Source organism: Pedobacter lusitanus (genome assembly GCF_040026395.1).
Taxonomy (GTDB): Bacteria; Bacteroidota; Bacteroidia; order Sphingobacteriales; family Sphingobacteriaceae; genus Pedobacter; species Pedobacter lusitanus.
Genome location: NZ_CP157278.1, coordinates 5361594 through 5383127 on the forward strand (window position 1 = coordinate 5361594; position 21534 = coordinate 5383127).

Below are 21534 nucleotides of genomic sequence, written 5' to 3' on the forward strand. Positions count from 1 at the left end.
TGATATCTCATTATAAATAAGATATGCTAAGTAAGATCATAAAATTTTCTATTCACAATAAATTGGTGATTGGTCTGTTTACCCTGGCGCTGATAGCGTGGGGGATATATTCACTCAAACAATTACCCATTGACGCTGTACCCGATATTACAAATAACCAGGTGCAGGTTATCACTTTAAGCCCTTCACTTGCTTCAGAAGAAGTGGAGCGCTTAATCACCTTTCCCGTTGAACAAACCATGTCTACCATTCCGGAAATTGAGCAGGTACGTTCTATTTCGCGTTTTGGTTTGTCTGTAGTTACTATTGTTTTTCATGATGATGTGAATATATACTGGGCAAGGCAACAGGTTAACGAAAAACTGTCCGAAGCTAAAAACAGTATTCCGCAGGGAATCGGGAATCCGGAAATTTCACCTATTTCCACTGGATTAGGGGAGATATATCAATATGTAGTTCATGCAAAACCAGGTTTTGAAAAGACTTTTGATGCAAGAGAATTACGTAGTATTCAGGACTGGATTGTCCGCCGTCAGCTTTTAGGAACACCAGGGATAGCCGAAGTGAATAGTTTTGGCGGATTGCTGAAGCAATATGAGATTGCGATGGACCCTAATAAACTGAACAGTTATAATTTAAGTATCAGTGATGTATTTAAGGCACTGGAACGAAATAATCAGAATACAGGGGGAGCATATATAGATAAAAAACCCAATGCCTATTTTATTCGCAGTGAAGGATTAGTAGGGAGTATAGAAGACATTAATAAAATTGTAGTCAGAAATACAAGTTCAGGCATCCCTGTTTTAATTCGTGATATTGCTAACGTCCGTATTGGTAATGCCATACGTTATGGTGCATTGACCCGGGCAACAGCAAAAAGTCAGGGCGAGGCAGTAGGTGGTATTGTCATGATGCTGAAAGGCTCCAATGCGAACAATGTTGTTAAACAAGTTAAAGAGAAAATTGCGCGTATCAACAAGACCCTTCCAAATGGAATTGTTATTGAACCATTCCTGGACAGAAGTGCTCTGGTAGACCGTGCCATTGGTACCGTAGCTAAAAACCTGATCGAGGGAGCTTTAATTGTCATCTTTGTACTGGTCTTATTCCTGGGTAATTTCAGGGCGGGTATTGTAGTCGCCTCGGTAATTCCACTGGCTATGCTGTTTGCTATTTCGCTGATGAATGTATTTGGCGTTTCAGGTAACCTGATGAGTCTGGGGGCTATAGACTTTGGTTTGATTGTAGATGGTGCAGTAATTATTGTTGAAGCGACTATGCACCTCCTTGGTGCCAATAAGCTCAACAGACTGATGACGCAGGATGAAATGGATCAGCAGGTAGAGCAATCTGCTACCCGTATGATGAGTGCAGCAGCTTTCGGACAGATTATCATTCTGATTGTATATCTCCCTATCCTGGCTTTGGTTGGTATAGAAGGTAAAATGTTTGGTCCAATGGCTCAGACGGTTTCCTTTGCTATTTTAGGTGCATTCCTGTTGTCACTGACTTATGTGCCAATGATGTCATCACTGTTGCTTAGTAAAAAGACATCTGCCAAAAAGAATTTCTCAGACAGGATGATGGATTTCTTTCAGAAATACTATACCCCTTTGATTAACGGAGCTTTACGCAAACGTATTACCGTCGTTATTTTATCAGCAGTTTTACTGGTCATCAGTATAGTCATATTTACCAGGATGGGCGGAGAGTTTATCCCTACACTAGAAGAAGGTGATTTTGCTGTAGAAACCCGTTTACTAACCGGAAGTTCATTGAGTCAGACTATTGATAAAGTTAATCAGGCATCAAAAATCTTGTTAAAGGAATTTCCTGAAGTGGTAGAAGTAGTAGGTAAAGTCGGTTCTGCCGAAATTCCAACAGATCCTATGCCAATGGAGGCTACCGATTTAACAATTATTCTGAAGGATAAAAAGGATTGGGTAACCACAAAATCCAGAGAGGAGCTGGCCGATAAAATGGCTGCCGCACTGGATAAAGTGACTGGTGTTACCTTTGGGTTCTCACAACCCATACAACTGAGGTCCAACGAGCTGATTTCAGGAGTGAGACAGGATATCGGTATTAAAATATTTGGTGATGACCTGGAAAAACTCACAGATATTTCTCAGCAGATAGGGAAAATAGTTTCGACAGTTAATGGTGCCAAAGATTTATATCTGGAACAAGCTACCGGGTTGCCACAGATTGTAGTAAAAATTAACCGTGATCAGCTGGCCCGTTATGGAATAGATATAGAAACAGTTAATCAGGCAATTAATTCGGCATTTGCCGGACAATCTGCAGGATTGGTATACGAAGGAGAAAGAAGATACGACATGGTAGTCCGCTTATCCGAGCAGAACAGACAGGGCATAGACGATGTGAAAAATATCTATATCTCTGCGCCTAACGGCATTAAAGTTCCATTGATTCAGCTGGCTGCTGTAGAGTTCAAAATCGGGCCGAATCAGATCCAAAGAGAGGATACCAAACGCAGAATCATTGTCGGATTGAATGTACGTGGTCAGGATATTGCCACAGTTGTAGGGGAGATCGAACAAAAAGTCAATGAGAAGATCAAATTGCCTCCAGGATATTATATCACCTATGGCGGACAGTTTGAAAACCTTAAAGCAGCAAAACAACGTTTGTCTATCGCTGTTCCGGTTGCTCTGTCGCTTATTTTGTTATTGCTGTATTTCTCTTTCGGATCAGTCAAACAATCAGTGCTTATTTTTTCTGCTATTCCCATGGCCGCAATTGGCGGAGTATTCGCCCTGCTGCTCAGAGGGATGCCATTCAGTATTTCTGCAGGCGTAGGTTTTATTGCCTTGTTTGGTGTAGCTGTATTAAACGGAATAGTTTTGATCACTGAATTTAACAGACTTAAAGCAAGTGGGATTACAGATCTCAAAGAAATTGTCCTGAAAGGTACAGCGCTGAGATTAAGACCTGTTTTAATGACAGCTACCGTAGCTTCCCTGGGCTTTCTGCCAATGGCGATTTCTACCGCTGCGGGGGCCGAAGTACAGAAACCACTGGCCACAGTCGTGATTGGGGGGCTGTTAACTTCTACTATTTTAACCTTACTCGTTTTACCCGTGTTATATACCTATTTCGAAAACTTTAAAAAAGGCAAAAAGGAAATTGCAACTGCAACCCTTGTTTTGCTGATGGGGCTATCATGTATACCCTCAAAAACGATGGCACAGTTTCCTGTGAACGGCCGTCCGGTAACGGTGCAGCAGGCCGTAGAAATTGCGCTGAGTAATAATCAGACAATTAAATCGTCGCAACTGCAGATCAGTAAACAGCAGGCGATAAAAAGTACTGCATTTGATTTGGGAAAAACGAACCTGAATTTGCAGTACGGACAATTTAACAGTATCAAAAGAGATAATAATATATCAATCCAGCAGAATATTCCATTTCCAGGGTTGATTAAAAATCAGCGTAATTTATATGACGCACAGGTTCGCAGCAGCGAATTAAATCTTTCGGTTACGCAAAATGAGCTGATTCGCCAGGTTAAAAGTACCTATGCGCAGCTCAGTTATTTTAAGGCACTTCAAAAATTGTACAAGAGTCAGGATTCTATCTTCAGTAACTTTTTAAAGGCATCATCTCTGCGTTATCAGACCGGAGAAACCAACCTGCTGGAACGTACCACTGCAGAAACGCAATTGAATGAAGTGCGCAATCAGTCAGAAAAAAATCAGTCTGATATTTCAATTTACAGTGCAGAATTACAAAGACTGCTGAATACTAAAGAGCCCATCGATGTCAGTGATACCCGTTTACAGAAAGAAAACTGGAATCAGGCAGTTCCCGATAGCCTGGTGAATACTTCATTACTGGCTTTACAGCAGCAGCAGGTCGAAATAGCTGATAAATCCTTAAAAGTAGAACGTGCTAAAGCAGGTCCTGATTTTACAGTGGGCTATGTCAATCAATCCATTATCGGCAATCAGACTGTTAATGGACAAGAGCAGTATTTTAGTTCCGGTAAACGTTTTCAGGGGATACAGGCTGGTATATCTATTCCGCTGTTTTATAAACCATTTGCAGGCCGGATTAAAGCGGCTAAAATAGAAAAGCAAATTGCGCAGACTGAGTATAATCTGTTTCAGAATAACCTGCAGACCCAGTATAAACAGGCAGAGCAGGATTTACTGAAGAATTCACGCAGTATTGACTATTATGAGAAAAATGCTTTGCCAAATGTCAATCTGATCCTTAAGCAGTCACAAATTGCTTTTCAAAGCGGTGATATAGGCTATCTGGAATTTTCGCAGGCTTTACGGACTTATTCAGACATCCGTTTCAGCTACTTACAGGCAATTAATCAATATAATCAATCCGTATACACACTTCAATATCTGATTGACTTAAAATAAATAAAACAGCGTCATAAAAACAATATAAAACGATGAAAACAGTAATTGAATTCAAACAGGCCATTTATATATTTTCTATTGCCACGTTATTTCTGGCTTCATGCGGAAATAAGAAAGCAGCAGAAACTACGGCTGCAAATACCGAAGCTGCGGCCAAGGAGGAGCCTAATACCGTAGAATTAAATGAGGCACAATATAAAACCAGTGGAATTACGCTGGGTTTGGTGGAAAAAAAAGCTATCAGTGGCGTTCTTAAAGTCAATGGTACTATTGACGTACCACCAGAAAACCTGATCAGTATTACTACCCAAATGGGCGGGATCGTGAAATCAACCCCGCTGTTACAGGGGTCAACGGTGAGCAAAGGACAGGTGATTGCCGTGCTTCAGAATCAGGAATATGTTCAGCTGCAGCAGGATTACCTGGAAAATAAGAGTCAGATGGAACTGGCAGACGCGGAATATAAAAGACAGCAGGAGCTGGCCAGACAAAATGTGAATGCGCAAAAGGTATTACAACAGGCTAAATCACAGTATCAGACTATGTTATCCAGAGAAAGTGCTTTGAGACAACGTTTAATGCTGATCAATATCAATTCAGCTTCTTTAACACCAGGTAATATCCGCAGTACCATTAATATCTATGCACCAATCAATGGTTATGTGACCAAGGTAAATGTTAACTCAGGCAAATTTGTAAGCCCGAATGATGTGATGTTTGAAATTGTAAACAGTGCTAATTTACATGTGGAGTTAAAGGTATTCCAAAAAGACGTAGATTTAATAAAGAAAGGGCAGAAGGTTCGTTTTTCATTACAGAATGAAGCCGAAGAACGTGTCGCAACCGTTACCCTGGTAGGTAGAGAAATCAATGAAGATAAGACAGTTACAGTTCACTGTACCGCAAATACGCAAAGCAGAAATCTGATACCCGGTGCTTATCTGAATGCATTGATTGAGACCGGAACAGCAAAAGTTGATGCTTTACCTGAGTCTGCAATAGCTGATTTTGCAGGTAAGAAATACATCTTCATTCAAACCGGTCAGAGCGGAGCAGAGAAAAAAGGTGAAAAGCAGGAAGTTAATTATCATTTCCAGCTTTTAGAAGTTACAATAGGACCTGCGGATGCCGGGTATGTAGAGGTTAAGCTTCCTGCAAGTTTGAATCTTGCTACTGCTAAAGTGGTTACCAGGGGAGCTTATGATCTGATTTCGAAGATGAAAAATAGCGAAGAAGAGTAAAAAAACATATTATGGAGCGTGAAGGAACTATTTCGCAGGCCAGTAAGAATAAAGGCCGTTTAAAAATCGTATTGGGGTTTACCCTGCTGTACCTCATTGTAGAGGTCATAGGAGGGATTATGACTAAAAGTCTGGCATTACTGGCCGATGCCGGACATATGCTGACTGATGTGGGTGGTCTGGCGCTGGCCCTGATCGCGATAAACTATGCAGAGCGAAAAGCAACAGCAGAACGTACCTATGGTTATTACAGAGCAGAAATATTAGCCGCATTAGCTAATGCAGTAGTGCTGATCGGTATTTCGATCTATATCTTATACGAGGCCTATTTGCGTTTTCTCAATCCTCCGGAAGTTCAGAGTAAGGAGATGGTTATCGTGGCTGCGGTAGGTTTATTAGTCAACGTAGCCGGCATGGTTATCTTAAGAAAAAGCTCAGGTGAAAGTCTGAATATGAAAGGAGCTTATTTTGAAGTGCTTTCAGATATGCTGACATCAATTGGCGTTATTGCTGCGGGTGTTATCATGCTGACTACAGGCTGGTATTATGCGGACCCGTTACTATCGGCAGGAATTGGTCTTTTCATCTTACCCAGAACATGGATTTTACTTAAAGAATCTATAGGGGTTTTACTTGAAGGTACCCCTAAAGAAGTTAATATGGCCGAATTACGTAGTTCTGTCCTTGGTGTAGAAGGAGTACAGGATATGCATGATCTGCATGTATGGGTTTTAACCTCCGGCGTCAATGCAATGACTGCGCATATCGTGCTAAAAGAAGGAGCTTCAGGTAAACAGGTTTTATCAGCCCTTCAAAATCAGGTTACCGCAAATTTTAAGATCACACACACTACATTTCAGCTCGAAGAACCAGGTTTTGAAGAAGAACAAACCCATCTTTAGCTGAATGCTCAACTACCTTCCTTCGCTACTGAAGGAAGGTAGATTGATTCTATGCAGTAAATAGTTTGATACATCTTAATGAAGGCCGGATTGTTTTTTAATTTAGGTTAATGTAATCTAAATGTCATGAGATATAAAGCAATTATTATCCTTTCCGTATTGTTAGCTACAGTGGTTATGCTAAGCGGATTTATGCCTCAGGAAGGTAAAAAAGCCAGTAATCTTAAAGTTCTTCCCAAAGATATCAGTCATGAAGAACTGGACAAAATTATGGATGGTTATAAGGCAGCTTTGGGTGTTAAATGTAATTTCTGCCATGCAGCCAGTAAAGAAAATCCCAAACGTCTTGACTTTGCCAGTGATGAAAAACCTGAAAAAGAGATTACCAGGTCAATGATGAAAATGACCAGCCGTATCAATAAGAAGTATTTTCATATCAAAAATGCAAATGAGCCTAATGCAATCCTTGCTGTAAACTGTATTACCTGCCATCGCGGACAGCCGCATCCGGCAGATAAATAAATTACAGCTTTATATTTCTGACATCAATTTTGGGGTCTATAAATTCCCATTCTTTAATATGCGCATGCTGATGCTCTTTTTTGACTATAGCTTCAAACTGAGCTATAATATCGGCATGTGCTGATGCGATGTCATTTTTCTCAAACTCATCCTTTTTCAGGTCAAACAGCATCCACTGTTTATCTTTATGTTGTCTTACATCTAATTTAACACCCTTCCAGTCACCCATTCTGATAGCCAGCTGACCACCTTTTTCCGGATATTCAAAGTATAAATATTCATGCTGCTGCTGCTCCCTGGTTTTGCCCAGTAGTTCAGGTAATAAAGATATTCCGTCCGTATGTTCAACTTTCTGCTGCGTCAGTGCGGCAAAAGTTGCCAGCATATCGTATTGCGCAGAGATCAGGTTGCTGGTTGTACCGGGTTTTATTTTTCCCGGCCACCGGGCGATAAAAGGTTCCCGCAACCCACCTTCAAATACGTCCATTTTTAATCCTCTCAGCCCGCCGGTACTATTAAAGAATTCGTGATTTACCCCACCATTAAAGGTAGTTCCGTTATCGCTCGAAAACATAATTATCGTATGGTTATCCAATCCCAGTTTTTTGATTTCCTCCATAATAATTCCTACCTGGGCGTCCAGAAAGGTAATCATTGCTGCATAAGTTGAATAGGGGTATTTACTCGCTGCATAACCCTGCTGACCATAGTAGGGGTTCTCCTTAAACTGACCTTTGTACAGATTGACGTAATCGACCGGTGCCTGCAGAGAAACATGCGGCATCGTATAGGGAAGGTATAAAAAGAAAGGTTTGTTTTTATTCTTGCCGATAAAACCCAAAGCCTTTCTGGTCATTCTGTCTCCAGCATAATCCTTTCCTATATAGTAATCAAAATCTTTGTCCGTTGCTTTGGTAGAATCCAGCTGAAGGTGAACATTGATTAAAGGATTATCCAGCGGGTCCCATTTATCATTTTCCCATAAATGGGAAGGGTAGAAATTGTGTGACTGTTTCTGATCCAGGTAACCATAAAAATAATCAAATCCCTGTTTTAGCGGATCACCACTGGTATTGGTCATCCCAAGACCCCATTTACCTACTGCTCCTGTTGTATAACCTGCCTGCTTAAGCATTTTTGGAATAGTAAATGTGTTTTCCGGCAGTGGCATCTGTCCTCCTTCCAGGCTGTCAGGAAAACCACCCAGTTCATAATTACCGCGGATGTAGGAGTGACCGCCATGTTTACCTGTCATGAGCATACATCTGGCAGGAGCACAGACCGGGGTGCTGGTATAATGCTGAGTAAAGCGCATGCCCTGTCTGGCCATTCTGTCCAGGTTGGGCGTTTTTATCTTTTGCTGTCCGTAGCAGCCCAGTTCGGCATAGCCCATATCATCCGCATAGATGTAAATGATATTCGGCTTTTGAGCAGAGACCTGGGCAAATGCTGAATGAATGAAAAAAGGAGCTGCAATAATTGCCGTTAAAATCAGTTTGAATGTTTTCATCAGAGCCTGTTTTTATAAGTGGATACTACAAATGATAACCATGTTCATCTTTGATCTGCTGAAGTTTTTGCGCAAATGATTTCACCTTATCCGGATATTGCGATGCCAGATTTTTACGTTCCTGCAAATCAGCAGACAGATTGTATAACTGCGCTTCTTTGCTGTTACCTAATTCTGTTTTTGTGGTGGAATCATAAGCAGCAGCATTGTTAGGCTCAATATATTTCCAGTTATCTTCAATTATTCCAAGACCGGCGGCATCTTCAATCAGATATGGACGGTTAGCTGTGGATTTACCCAATAGCTGGCTGCTCATATCAAAACTATCATAAGCCTGCTCAGTATTCAATTGCTGATTCAAAAAAACAGCAAAAGATCTGACTAAATCTACCTGGCTGATCAGTGCAGTACTTGTTCCTTTTTTTATAACCGAAGGCCAGCTGACAATAAACGGAACGCGCGTCCCCCCATCAAAAGCACTGTATTTACCTCCTCTTAACGGCCCTGCGGGTTGATGTCCGTTCAGTAAAGCTTCTGCCTCATCCTGATAACCGTCATCAACAACCGGCCCGTTATCACTGCTCAATACAATGATCGTATTTTTGGTTAGTCCAAGACTATCCAGTGTCTTCATTATACGGCCTACACTCCAGTCAAATTCCAAAATAACATCACCACGGGGGCCCATTCCGCTTTTACCCGCAAACTTCTTATTTGGAGTTCTTGGAACGTGAATATTCGGAGAAGCGAAATACATGAAGAAAGGCTGTTCTTTATTTTTAGCAATAAAGCTTTCTGCCTGGGAGGTTAGTTTTTCGGTTAAAGTATAATCATCCCAGATGGCGGCTTTTCCTCCGGTCATATATCCGATACGGCCAATTCCGTTAATAATAGTGTTGTTATGTCCATTGGATGATTTCATGGTAAGTAATTCGGGATGTTCTTTTCCTGTAGCCCAGTCACCTGTTTTTTTGTGATAATCAACTGTGATCGGATCTTTTGGATCAAGATTTTCAACCCGGTGATTATCAACGATCACACAGGGCACCCTGTCCAGCGTAGCAGGTATAATATAAGATTTATCAAAACCTAATTCCTGAGGACCGGATTTAATCTCCCCATTCCAGTCAGGTCCGCCTTTGCCACCTAAACCCAGATGCCATTTGCCAATAGCAGAGGTAGTATAGCCGGTCTGTTTAAATATTTTTGCCAGTGTGATCTGCGCAGTATCAATTAATAAAGCGGCATTTCCGGGTGCAATACCAGTTCCTTTTTTGCGCCAGGCATATACCCCGGTCAGAATAGAGAAGCGGGAAGGCGTACAGGTTGCGCTGGTGGCATGCGCATCAGTAAATCTGAGCCCATTTTTTGCCAGTTGATCTATATGAGGAGTTTTGATCTTTTTAGCTCCATAACAGCTCACATCGCCATAACCCAGATCATCAGCATAGATAATGATTACATTGGGGCGTTTTTGCTGGGCAAAGACAGAAAAACAGGATAATGCGGCTAATAAAATACTTAAACAGGTTCTTTTCATTTTTGTCTTATTTTAAATTAGGGTTAATGCTTACTTCAGCTAAAGGAACCGGCCAGTATTCATCAATACCTTTGCGAAAGGATTTTGAGGTCACAAACCAGCGGCTGTAGGGATCATTTGCGGTACCTTTTTTACGCAGATTTTTTGCTCCCGGAAATGGCGCACCATAAAAATCGCCATTTAATACATCACCAGCTATTTTCCATCTTAATAAGTCCCATAAACGTATACCTTCTAAAGCTAATTCATTTCTGCGTTCACGCCGTAAGATAACTCTTAATTTTGAAGGATCAGTTTCTGTTACTGCCGGCATATTCACGGATGATCTGCCTCTTACTTTGTTGATTGTAGCGTCAAGTAAAGTCTGGTCAATAGCTGCCCCGGATTCCAGTTTCGCTTCTAAATAGCTTAACAATACTTCTGCATATCTTATAATTGGCAGATCTATACCTGTATTTTGCAAATCTCCGCCCTGAAATGCTTCTGAATTAAACTTTCTGGGTGCAAAGCCGGTTCTGGTTGCCTGTTTGGTGGTCGTTAACTGATCTGCCGAGGTAGTGGCATCCGGATTACTGTTATACGTAATACTTTTAAAAGGCTGGCCATTATAAATGATAGTCGCTTTTAAACGTGGATCCCGGTTTTGACCAATATCAGCGGGTTTATATCGCGGATCGGTAAAAGAAAACGGAGTTCCGTCAGTAAATTCATAAGATTCGGCTAAACTTCCAAGGGGATTAGAGATATGAAAACCGCCTAATGCAGCAGGATAGGTATGTTGCAGCATCGCATTAGGGGCAAGATCCTGCAGATACTGAGTAGCAAAAATGATCTCTTTACTATTTTCATTTGTTCCATTGAAAAGGCTGGTATAATCAGGATCTATAATATTATCATTATAATCCATAATCTGTTTGTAGACTACACCGGCCTCTGTCCATTTTTGTTCAGCCATATCAAGCCTTCCTAAAAATGCGAGCGCAACCTGTGCACTTGCCCTGCCTCTTTCGGCAGGCGTTATTAAACTATAACGTGGCAGTATAGCTGCAACTTCCGCAAATTCTTTTTCTGCAAAAAGCATAATATCTGTGCGGGATGCTTTGGTTACGGTATTAGCTTCACTGGTTGTTAAAGTTTTGGTTACCAGTGGGACAGATCCAAAGTATTGTGACAGATAAAAATACTGGCTGGCTCTGATAAAACGGACCTCAGCAATATAACGGTTCATCTTTGCAGGATCCAGCGTTGCTTTTGAAATGTTTTCCAGGAAATAATTACACCTTGCAATTCTGGAATAACTCTGATTCCAGTAAGCACTGATATTACCATTACTTGAAGTTAATGCCCCATTTGTCAGGGTATTTACTGCAGAATTATCACCACGTCTGTCATAAGCATTGTCTGTGGCAAACTCTAAAAATAACAGCCCGTTATAAGACCACCAGTCGGTAGGTGTATATTCGGCACCGGTTGCCGGACTGGCAGACATCTGGATGTTACCACGGTACACTCCGTTTAAGGCAAGCTGTACATTCTGCTCACTACTCCAGAATGTTGAATTTGAAAACTGATCCAGAGGCTCTCTGTCCAGTGCTTTACGACAAGAACCTGCAGAAAGGATCACAGTCAAAAGAAGGAGTATATATTTAAATTTCATCATGTTCAGGTTTATAGATTTACATTAATACCTAAAGTGTAATTGGTTAAAATCGGATAATACGCTCCTCCGGTATTGGTTTCAGGGTCCCATCCCTTAGGATAATGACTAAATGCTAAAGGATTCTGAGAACTGATATTAATCCTGATCCCTTTTATTCCTGATTTGGTGAAAAGAGCTGATGGAAGAGCGTAACCAAGCTGTATACTTCTGATTTTAAAATAAGCCGCATTCAGCAGATAAAAGGACGAGGCCAGCGTATTTGGTGTTCCGGAATTGGAAATCACTTCTAACCGCGGGTATCTGGCATTGGGATCGGGATTATTTGCCGACCAGTGATTATCCGCCATATACTGCTGTATACTTCCGTAATTGTAAAAAGCATAACCGGCATAATCACTTAATCTGCCTTTTACCTGAGCGACACCCTGCCCAACAATAGCTAAGTCAAAATTTTTGTAATTCAGGCCGATATTGATTCCATAATTGTATTTTGGGATCGAACTTCCCAGATAAGTGCGGTCATAAGCAGGATCTACTTTGCCATCGGGTACTCCATTAGGACCGCTGATGTCCCTATAACGGATATCACCTGGTTTAGCTGCTGGATTTATGGCCGTCTGGTTAGGATATCCTGCTATATCAGCAGCATCTCTGAATAATCCATCAGCCTGATAACCATAATATAAACCCAGTGGATACCCAATAAAAATATCACTTCCATTCCCTGTCAGCCCATTTGGCTGTAAAATATTTCCTACACCCAGATCCAGGACTTTATTGTTAATGATACTGAAGTTACCACTCACATTATAGGATAATGCACCTATATTATTTTTATAACTCAGGCTAAACTCCCAGCCCTTGTTGCTGAGTTTTCCTGAATTTTCAACACCTACGCCAAAACCCAGAACTTTAGACACGCTGCCGGCAGGAGCAACCAGAATGTCATAGGTGTACCGGTCAAAATAAGTAGCTGAAAAATTGAGGTTATTGAAAACCGTAGTTTCCAGCCCTAAATCTTTGGTTCTGGTAGATTCCCAGTGTATATTGGAATTAACCAGGGTAGTATTGGCGACACCAGAATTGATGGTGTTACCAAAAGGATAATTGAAACCAGTACTCAGCACATTCTGATAGGAGTAATTACCAATATTCTGATTTCCCAAAGTACCATAGGAAGCTTTTATTTTCAGTTCATTTAACCAGCTGAGTTTATCTTTTAGAAATTTCTCCTGCGAAATACGCCAGCCAACAGCCACAGCCGGGAAAGTAGCATATTTATTATTTTCAGGGAATCTGGATGAACCATCATAACGAACAGTACCTTCAACCAGATACTTATTGTCATAATTATAGTTTAACCTGCCAAAATAAGAGTCAAGTGCATATTCAGAACCCGTTCCCTGATTACTTTGTGTACTCGCATCTCCTGCATTTAACTGCGTCAGACTGTTGGTGATATATCCGCCTCTGCTGGCTCTGAAAGTATTTGATCCGCTATATTCATAAGTATGACCTGCCAGTATTCCAAACTGATGTGACTGTAATGTTTTCTTGTATTCCAGTAACTGCTGCAGGGTTTTATAATTGTTCTGAATATTCTCTTGCGTAAGATTGCCCGGGCCAAGTGTAACCAGGTTATTTAAACGCTGATTGGCTAAAAAACGCTGACTGTTATCGTTTAACTGAGTATATGCCGCAATCAATGATAATTTCAGGTCCGGAATAATGTTGTAATCCAGACGTTCATTAATCAGCAGGTCAGCTTGTTTTTTCTTATAAAAGGAATCATTGTTAAAATAAGAATAAGGAGTTCCTTTACCTACAACCCCAAGCCCGTAATTTCCATTACTCAGTATGTTCGGATAAACAGACGGGACACGAATTACCTGGCCAATATTAGTCAGCATATCGTTCCAGTCAAGAGTTGCCGGAGGAGCGGCTTCATTATTAAGATACTGGGCACCTGAAATTCTTGATGTTAAACTCAGATTTGGCAGGATCTTGTTGGTCATATTCAGCCTCACATTATATCTGTTATAATCGTTTTTGATCACAATTCCATTTTGATACATATATCCGAATGATAAGAGATATTGTGTATTTTTAGTATTATTGGAGACCGATAAATTATGGCCGGTTTGCAAAGCAGATTTTTTATAAACCAAATCTATCCAGTTTGTATTTGGATAATTATCAGGATCGCTGCCATTTCTGAATTTTTCTATCTGATCAGCGGTATAAGAATTTGGGACCGCTTCATTTAACAGGCTGGCATAATCTGCCGCATTTACAAACTTTGGATAAGCCGTAGGCTTTTGTATCCCTGCATAACCACTATAATTGATATGCAGTTTTTCATCCGTGCCCATTCCGGTTTTAGTGGTAACCAGAACAACCCCGTTTGCCCCCCTTGAACCATATATAGCGGCTGTTGATGCATCTTTAAGGACAGAGATACTGCTTACATCATTGGCATCAATATCATTGAAAGAGTTGACTGGTATCCCATCAACCAGGATCAGCGGATTAGTCGTTGCACCAAATGAACCTACACCTCTGATCTGAATGGCACTGGCATCACTGCCTGGCTGTCCTGAACGCTGGATAAGGGTTACACCCGATAACTGACCGGTAAGCACATTGGACAGAGAAGGAGCAGTCCGGTTATTGATGTCTTTAGCCGATACCTGGGCTACCGAACCGATGAGATTTACTTTTTTCTGCGTGCCATATCCGACAATCAGAACTTCACCGAGTTTTGCAGCACTGAGTACCAGTTGTATATCTCCCAGATTTTGTGCAGCCATAATCTCTTTAGGCAAATAGCCGATATAAGAAATAACCAGCACAGCATCTTCAGCTACATTTTTCAGCATGAATTCTCCTTTGGGATTTGTAGAAGTAACCTGAGTAGTTCCTTTTACTTTGACAGTAGCCCCTAAAAGAGGTTGATTGGTTTCATCAAGGACTTTACCACGCACATCAATTCCGGCAGTTTCAGGTTCCGGTTTTTGCCGGGTTTCTGTTTTTTGTTTGAGGACAATGGTTTGCCCGATCAGGGAGTAGGTTAGCGGCTGGTTGTCCAGGCATTTATCCAGGGCCTCTGTTATAGTAGCATCTTTAATCGTGATGGTAACAGGATGACTGGCTTTAAACAGCTGGTCTCTGTAAAAAAATGAATACCCGCTTTGTTTTTTTATCTTTTTGATGACTTCACCAAGCGGTGTGTTTTTTTCTGTTAAGGTAATCTTTTGGGCATACAGGGCGGCACTGGCCTGTAAACAATTGAAAAACAGGAACAGAACAATTAATTTTGTGCTGTAGAGAATTTTAGCCGGAAGAAAATCATGGCCATGATTTTCTTTACCAAGAAAATTAAATTTCATACTTTGGTTACGTTTTTGGTTAGAGGGATTAGATGACCTGATTAGAATTCTGATAGTTTTAATCCAAAAACTGGGCTGCTCAGGCAGCTGGTGCCGGCATTGTTAGCGCAATCCGGCATCTTAATGGATAAAACCTGTTTTTATAGTATTTCTTCTGGCATAGGCTTCTTTTTTATAGGTTTATTACTGTGATATAATTACTTTTTTTCCTTCTATTTTAAAATTGATGTCACTTGACTGCAATACCTTAAGTACTTCTGACAGTTTAATATTTCTGGAAATTTCACCACTGAATGAACCTTCAGGGATATTTCCTTTGAAAACCACTTCGATATCATACCATCTTTCCAACTGAAGCATAACCTCTCTGATTGTAGCCTGATCAAAGATGAACAGCTTGTTTTTCCAGGCCATTACCTGATCAATATCAGCTTTGCAGACCGTGATCTTCTGGTTTACATTTGCCTGTTCGCCAGGGATAATTAAACTGCTGTTATGTTGATTACTGACCTTAACAGATCCTTCCAGCAGTGTGGCCGTCATTCTGTTCTCATCAGGATAGGATGCGACATTAAAATGTGTACCGAGAACTTCAATATTGCCTCTGTCCGTATGTACGATAAAAGGTTTGTTTTTATTTTTGGCTACTTCGAAATAGGCTTCCCCTTTGAGTTCTACAATTCTGTTTTTTCCGGAAAATTGCACAGGGAAACTAATAGAGGAGGAGGCATTCAGACTAACCCTGGTTCCATCGGCCAGCAGCAATTCGTATTGACCACCTTTTGGGGTGGTCAGGGTATTGATTCCTGACAGGGTTTTGTCGTTTCCGGTACTTTGTTTGTACTGAAGCAGTCCGTTATTCATCTTGATCACATCGACACCTGTCTGTGCAGAAAGATGACCAGTGCTGGCCTCATTTAGAATTATAGTAGCTCCGTTTGATAAGGTGAGTCTGGCTGCATTACCTCCCGGTCCTACATCGTTTTGGTAGAGTTTGTTGGTTCCGGTATAGGTTTCAGCTATAGGAGAGCTTTGATTTAAGATGACCAGTGATAAAATACCGGCAAGAACTGCGGCAGCGGCAGCATAGGGCCAGTACTTTTTGACGAAAGAAGGTTTTTGAGCAGATTTTTCCTGTCTGATCTGAAGCAGGATTTCCTGAAACATCTTTTTATTCAATACCTGCTCCTCATGACCAAGGTCAAGCGGTAACTGACTATTCGAGTTATAATATGCTGCAAACTGTATCTTTTCTTCTGCGGTAATTGTGCCATTCAGCCATTTTTCGGCTAACTGCTGCTGAAGTATTTCTTTGTCTTTCAATTGATCTGAATTTACGGTCTCTATAAATAAGTCCGTTGAAAAACAGCTACCCCCTAGTGTAGGGTGAAATTTATTTTATGGGTTTTGATAAAGCCGGATTCAGAATAGTATAAAATAATAATTGATATTGGTTCTCAGATATTTAAGCGCTTTATTAATATGGGACTCAATAGTCTTTTCAGAAATATTCATCTTTTCTGCTATCTGTTTATAGCTGTTTTCTTCTTCGCGGCTAAGCTTATAAACTTTCTGGCATTTATCTGGCAGCTGATCCACCAGTTTGCTTAATTGTTCTTTGAGATCGTCAAATTCAAGCCATTCCTGGGTAGAATTGTCATTATTACTATGGATATACAGGGCTTCTTTTGAGTATTGATGCTGATGATTTCGTTTGGCCAGTGTTTTAATTACTTTATATTTAACAGCAACAGCAAAATAGTTATTCAGCGCTGATGTCAGCTGGATGGTTTTGCGTCTCTTCCAGATATCTATAAAGATATCCTGTACAATTTCTTCTGCTTCCTCAGCTATTTTGAGTTGATTATAAGCTACTCTATAGAGTTTTGACCAGTACCTGTTATACAGTTCTGTATAGGCAGACTGATCATCTTCTTTTAGTAAGATAATCAATTCTTCGTCGGTATGTAAAGAGACCGGTGCCATTCAGTTGCGAGGTAATTATTTTTCAATCTAATGATTTGCTCAAATAAAACGACCGGTAATCTTGTGCAAACGTTTGCGCGGGCCATTAAAGGACTGAACTGATCACCTGCTGACCTGATTCCCCCTGCAGAATGTCGCATTGTCCCCTCACTGATCTGTAGCGAACAGTTTAATTTTGTTATCACTATTCAACAGTTAAACTATTATCAATTAATCATTAAGGAGAAATATCATGTCAACAATGCAGAAAATCGCTTCAAATTTATGGTTTAATGGCCAGGCAGAAGAAGCGGTAAATTATTATACTTCTATTTTTAAACAGTCAGGGATTGGCAAAAAGTCCTATTACGGAAAAGCAGGTTTTGAATATCATCATAAACCCGAAGGGACGGTAATGACTATAGAATTTGAAATTGAAGGTCAAAAGTTTCTTGCACTTAATGCGGGGCCCGAATTTAAGTTTAATGAAGCGGTGTCATTCATCGTCAATTGTAATACACAGGAAGAAGTTGATTATTATTGGGACAAACTTTCAGCAGGCGGAGACCCGAATGCACAAATGTGTGGCTGGCTGAAAGATAAATATGGGTTGTCATGGCAAATTGTTCCGACCGTTGTAGGTGATTTTGCAGCAGATCCTGATGCTGAAAAAGTGGAAAGGGTTATGAATGCCATTTTTACAATGAAGAAGATGGATATTAAAACTCTGGAACAAGCATATAAAGGATAAATTTAGAAGGGTGGCCTTATTTTTCTACAAGGCCACCTTTTTTATAAATATAGCTGACGGCAATGCTATCACCTTCCGGAAATTTAAAGCCCGGTACTTCTGCACCTTTGATCACATTATTTTGAATACTCATAAACTGAACCTGTCTTTCTGCCAGATCACCTCCGCGTGAAAAAGAAGACTTGTATTCAAGTTTATCTCCTTTATTGATAAAGATCGCATAATGTGCATCCCAGTTATTTCCACCACCACGTCCTTCAATAGAAAATGGCATAATAGCATCTGGTAACTGATCACCATTCAGATCACCAATTAATATGGGGCGTTCTGAATCAAAGAGAGATCCGTCTGAATCGTCTCTGGCAATTCCCAGTTCTTTTCTGAATTGCGCTGTTTTGACCGTATTTTTAAATGCAGCAAGTATAGCGGTAGTATCAATGACGGAAGACCTGACCGCTCTTACCTCCGGGGTATCTTTGGCGATTACAGTTTTGTCCTGAATTATGGTGTCTGTTTTTTTTGCCGGATCGCTTTGATTTCCGGCTTTGTTTTTACAACTCAGCAACAAGAAAGTTAACAGGATAGGGAAGTAGTTTTTAAGTAATTGCACAGGAAGTATATTTTGATTGTTTCAAAGTCTTTTTATAACAGATATTCTTCAATACGGTCTGTCTGCTGATAAATTTATAAAAACATCCGGACTTTTATTTCTTTCTGATCATTGCTCCGACCTTTGTAAGGGTTGCTATATCTGTTTTGCGGAGTTTCCCATCTCTGCCCGGACCAACATCAAGTGCAAAGAAATTACCATATTTAATGGCTCCTATATAATCATTGTATATTTTCTCCGGAGTAAGACAGACATTATCATTTTCAGGGTTGGTATAAAACCATCTTTCTCCTCCCAGAATCGGATAAGTAAATTCTGCTTTTTTGTAACTGTTATGCATTACCTGGTTGTATGGGCCACCGCCTTCAGGACTGCTTAGCGGACCTGGTTTTCCCATTTCTCCCAGTCTGATATCGCCAGCTGCTGTGCCATTATTAAATCCTACCAGGCAATCTGGTTGAAACTGTTTTACCCAGGCTACCGTAGCAGCATGATCCAGCCCTCCGTCTGATTGTGCATGATCCATCCAGAAATAAGCAATCGGGCCGTATTGCGTACACAATTCTTTTAATTGAGCTTTTTTTAATTCACTGTTTTTTCCCATATACCAGTATTTTTCCGGTTTTACGAAATCTTCCGGTTTTAAATCTTTTGGAATGCAGGTCCAGTCTGCCTCAGAAAAATACAGTGCCAGTTTTAAGCCATATTTCTGACAGGACTTTTTTAGTGCCAGCAACACATCTTTTTGCAATGGACTGTTAGTTACCTTCCAGGCAGTAGTTTTTGTATCCCACAAACAAAATCCATCATGATGTTTGGTTAAAAAGAGGATATAGTCCATACCGGCATCTTTGGCAACCCGGCACCATTGATCAGTGTCCATGCCAGATGGGTTGAAGAAAGAAGTCTTTTCTATGCCTCGGGTCCATTCTTTATCTGAGAAAGTACTCAGTGACCAGCAAATGAACATTCCAAAATGAAGATCCGGAATTTTAGGTTTTTGATGCTGAGCATAGCCTGCAAGAGGTTTAAAGCAGGTTAATAATAGAAAGAGGAGTAATTTGTGTTTTAGAGTTAATTTCATTTGTCGTGTATTATTAAGTGATATTTTAATAAATGCCCAGTTCAGCAATGCGGATAAAATTACTCTCGTCCGTTATATGCAGCGGTATAAACCGGATAAAGCGTGCAGTAGTCTGATGAGGAAGACTGATCCGCTGTTGAATTGGATTTGCTTTAATGTTGCCAAATTCGCCGGTAATTTCATCTTTCCAGTTTGTCCCATCTGTGCTTAATGAAATTTGATACCTGTCTGTTATTCCTTTACTGAAAGCCTCATTTGGCGGGGTAAATATCAAGCCTGAAATTTCACGCTGTTCGTTTAGGTCAACTACAATGGCATTAGCTGAAGTATTCGTGCGGTTAAATGGCCCCTGCCAGATTGTAGCATTATTATCTATCAACACTGCAGGATTATCTGCGCCCGGAGCAGAGAGAATATGCCAGTCCTTTTTGTGCTTATCCGGCTTGTTTTTTGTTGTTTTTGCCTGATGAAACAAAGAAGATTCAGGTTCAGCAAAAATGGCGAATTCGCTTAAAACAGGACAAACAGGGCTGCTTAAAATACGTACCCTGATCCGGTCTGTCGTTATAAAATAGGGGAGTCTGATCAGTCTTTGTGCCCCGATAGAAGTTGCTTTTGAGATTTCCTGCCAGGCGTTGTTTTTCCAGATATCTACTGCAAAGGCTTCAACCCTCTGTCCCAGAGTAATTTCTTCTCTTAATCTGATTATATTGAATCGTTGATTCCTGTTTAACTGAATCGTGAATTGGGGCGTTGTGATCTGGTCATCTGTAGCCCAGTAAGTCTTTTTATTATTATCCAGCAGATTTTCGGGACCATATTGAGCCTGGGCTCCGCCTCTGGTATTGGATGCGCTGATCATTGCTTTTTCCAGTAAATTGCCCGAGAATGTTTCTTTCAGTAATTTTCCAAATCCTTTTAAAGCAATTACATCATTTTCATGGAGTATCCCCCTTTTGTCCGGAGCTACACCCAGATCCAGCGCAGCGCCTCTTCCTACGCTTTTAAAATAAATATCAAAAAGCTCATATGGTGATTTAACCAGCGTATCCTGGGACGCATGATAATACCATCCCGGCCGCAGCGGAACATCACATTCTGCGGGCATCCAGAATTGACCATCTCTGTTACCCACTGGTGCCTCCTGATAACGGCTCTCACCCGGAGCAGGTTTGTTTACATCTTTTTCTCCCTTAGGTGTAAAGGTAGCCCAGCTGGTTTCACCCGCAAATCCACTTTCATTACCTACCCAGCGCACATCTAATCCTATATCGCTAAAAATAACGGCGCGGGGCTGTAGTTTTCTGACTATTTTCCAGTTTTTATCCCAGTTGTAATAAGTTTTACGGTCAATAGTTCTGGATTCTTTTGCACCTCCGTAATAACCATCGCCGCCATTTGCTCCGTCATACCAGGAGATAAATAAGGGGCCATAATTGGTATGCAGTTCTTCCAGCTGCTTCTTGTAAATTGGTAAATAGGAAGGTTTACCATATACTGCACTGTTTCTGTCCCATGGGGAATTGTATATCCCAAAGCTTAATCCGTTTTGACGCGCAGCAATCTCAAAAGATCTGACCATATCGCCTTTGCCCTTCATCCAGGAGCTGGCGGCTATGGAATAGCTGGTGGACCGGGTTGGCCACAGACAAAAGCCATCATGGTGTTTGGCAACCAATAATAACCCTTTGAATCCGGCTTCTTTAAGTGTGGATGCGATCTGTCCGGCATCAAAAGCGGTGGGGTTAAACAGCGCCGGATCTACATCACCATAGCCCCATTCTTTGTCTGTATAGGTATTTAGCCCATAACAAACCATAGCATAGAGTTCAGTTTCATGCCAGCTAAGCTGGGCTTTGCTGGGTAGCGGACCATAAGGGACCGGGGGAGTGGTCTGACTATAAGTATTGAGGAAAAACAGGAGTGGTAACAGCAGCGTAGTTAGTCTTTTTATCAT

The 21534-nt window shown here is 40.9% G+C and carries 14 protein-coding genes; 5 read left to right on the forward strand and 9 right to left on the reverse strand.

Annotated features, from left to right (window positions below; all coding sequences use genetic code 11):
* Positions 1-23 precede the first annotated feature (23 nt).
* The 4 genes from PL_RS23075 to PL_RS23090 all read left to right on the forward strand — a co-directional run bounded on the left by PL_RS23075 (position 24) and on the right by PL_RS23090 (position 7068).
* Positions 24-4403 carry a CusA/CzcA family heavy metal efflux RND transporter gene (locus tag PL_RS23075; protein ID WP_041883102.1) on the forward strand — a complete coding sequence of 1460 codons (4380 nt, stop codon included), beginning with the start codon at positions 24-26 and terminating at the stop codon, positions 4401-4403.
* Positions 4404-4435: 32 nt separating this feature from the next.
* Complete coding sequence (locus PL_RS23080; RefSeq protein ID WP_348620455.1) at positions 4436-5644, forward strand: efflux RND transporter periplasmic adaptor subunit; 1209 nt, start codon at positions 4436-4438, stop codon at positions 5642-5644.
* Positions 5645-5655: 11 nt separating this feature from the next.
* Positions 5656-6546 (forward strand): cation diffusion facilitator family transporter, encoded by an 891-nt coding sequence (locus PL_RS23085; protein WP_041884176.1) that lies wholly within the window; start codon positions 5656-5658, stop codon positions 6544-6546.
* A gap of 126 nt (positions 6547-6672) precedes the next feature.
* Positions 6673-7068: a c-type cytochrome gene (locus tag PL_RS23090; RefSeq protein WP_041884178.1), complete on the forward strand. Its 396-nt coding sequence runs from the start codon at positions 6673-6675 to the stop codon at positions 7066-7068.
* A gap of 1 nt (position 7069) precedes the next feature.
* On the opposite strand, the gene PL_RS23095 is transcribed toward PL_RS23090, so the two are convergent.
* From PL_RS23095 to PL_RS23120, 6 genes are all read right to left on the reverse strand, one after another.
* Positions 7070-8578, reverse strand: a complete 1509-nt coding sequence (locus PL_RS23095; protein WP_041884180.1) for an arylsulfatase — start codon at positions 8576-8578, stop codon at positions 7070-7072.
* Between the two features lie 25 nt (positions 8579-8603).
* Positions 8604-10118, reverse strand: a complete 1515-nt coding sequence (locus PL_RS23100) for a sulfatase family protein (protein WP_041884184.1) — start codon at positions 10116-10118, stop codon at positions 8604-8606.
* 7 nt (positions 10119-10125) lie between these two features.
* The gene (locus tag PL_RS23105; protein WP_041884186.1) at positions 10126-11778 is read right to left on the reverse strand and encodes a RagB/SusD family nutrient uptake outer membrane protein; all 1653 of its coding nucleotides are present in this window, start codon (positions 11776-11778) and stop codon (positions 10126-10128) included.
* Between the two features lie 8 nt (positions 11779-11786).
* Positions 11787-15167 (reverse strand): TonB-dependent receptor, encoded by a 3381-nt coding sequence (locus PL_RS23110; RefSeq protein ID WP_052496455.1) that lies wholly within the window; start codon positions 15165-15167, stop codon positions 11787-11789.
* Between the two features lie 183 nt (positions 15168-15350).
* Complete coding sequence (locus PL_RS23115) at positions 15351-16490, reverse strand: FecR family protein (protein ID WP_041884188.1); 1140 nt, start codon at positions 16488-16490, stop codon at positions 15351-15353.
* A gap of 99 nt (positions 16491-16589) precedes the next feature.
* Positions 16590-17153, reverse strand: coding sequence for an RNA polymerase sigma factor (locus tag PL_RS23120; RefSeq protein WP_041884190.1), 564 nt, complete (start codon positions 17151-17153; stop codon positions 16590-16592).
* 241 nt (positions 17154-17394) lie between these two features.
* Between PL_RS23120 and PL_RS23125 the strand changes: the two genes are divergently transcribed.
* On the forward strand, positions 17395-17883 hold the full coding sequence (locus PL_RS23125) for a VOC family protein (RefSeq protein ID WP_200890779.1): 489 nt from the start codon (positions 17395-17397) through the stop codon (positions 17881-17883).
* 16 nt (positions 17884-17899) lie between these two features.
* Here PL_RS23125 and PL_RS23130 read toward each other — a convergent pair whose 3' ends face one another.
* The 3 genes from PL_RS23130 to PL_RS23140 all read right to left on the reverse strand — a co-directional run bounded on the left by PL_RS23130 (position 17900) and on the right by PL_RS23140 (position 21534).
* Positions 17900-18493 (reverse strand): hypothetical protein, encoded by a 594-nt coding sequence (locus PL_RS23130; protein WP_041884195.1) that lies wholly within the window; start codon positions 18491-18493, stop codon positions 17900-17902.
* A gap of 94 nt (positions 18494-18587) precedes the next feature.
* Positions 18588-19577 carry an alpha-L-fucosidase gene (locus PL_RS23135; RefSeq protein ID WP_041884196.1) on the reverse strand — a complete coding sequence of 330 codons (990 nt, stop codon included), beginning with the start codon at positions 19575-19577 and terminating at the stop codon, positions 18588-18590.
* Positions 19578-19602: 25 nt separating this feature from the next.
* Positions 19603-21534, reverse strand: coding sequence for an alpha-L-fucosidase (locus tag PL_RS23140; protein WP_087149096.1), 1932 nt, complete (start codon positions 21532-21534; stop codon positions 19603-19605).

Bases quoted from the DNA above. Each gene is read 5' to 3' on its own strand.
- PL_RS23075 (WP_041883102.1), top strand. From the start codon at position 24: ATGCTAAGTAAGATCATAAAATTTTCTATTCACAATAAATTGGTGATT.
- PL_RS23080 (WP_348620455.1), top strand. From the start codon at position 4,436: ATGAAAACAGTAATTGAATTCAAACAGGCCATTTATATATTTTCTATT.
- PL_RS23085 (WP_041884176.1), top strand. From the start codon at position 5,656: ATGGAGCGTGAAGGAACTATTTCGCAGGCCAGTAAGAATAAAGGCCGT.
- PL_RS23090 (WP_041884178.1), top strand. From the start codon at position 6,673: ATGAGATATAAAGCAATTATTATCCTTTCCGTATTGTTAGCTACAGTG.
- PL_RS23095 (WP_041884180.1), bottom strand. From the start codon at position 8,578: ATGAAAACATTCAAACTGATTTTAACGGCAATTATTGCAGCTCCTTTT.
- PL_RS23100 (WP_041884184.1), bottom strand. From the start codon at position 10,118: ATGAAAAGAACCTGTTTAAGTATTTTATTAGCCGCATTATCCTGTTTT.
- PL_RS23105 (WP_041884186.1), bottom strand. From the start codon at position 11,778: ATGATGAAATTTAAATATATACTCCTTCTTTTGACTGTGATCCTTTCT.
- PL_RS23110 (WP_052496455.1), bottom strand. From the start codon at position 15,167: ATGAAATTTAATTTTCTTGGTAAAGAAAATCATGGCCATGATTTTCTT.
- PL_RS23120 (WP_041884190.1), bottom strand. From the start codon at position 17,153: ATGGCACCGGTCTCTTTACATACCGACGAAGAATTGATTATCTTACTA.
- PL_RS23125 (WP_200890779.1), top strand. From the start codon at position 17,395: ATGCAGAAAATCGCTTCAAATTTATGGTTTAATGGCCAGGCAGAAGAA.
- PL_RS23135 (WP_041884196.1), bottom strand. From the start codon at position 19,577: ATGAAATTAACTCTAAAACACAAATTACTCCTCTTTCTATTATTAACC.
- PL_RS23140 (WP_087149096.1), bottom strand. From the start codon at position 21,534: ATGATAAAAAGACTAACTACGCTGCTGTTACCACTCCTGTTTTTCCTC.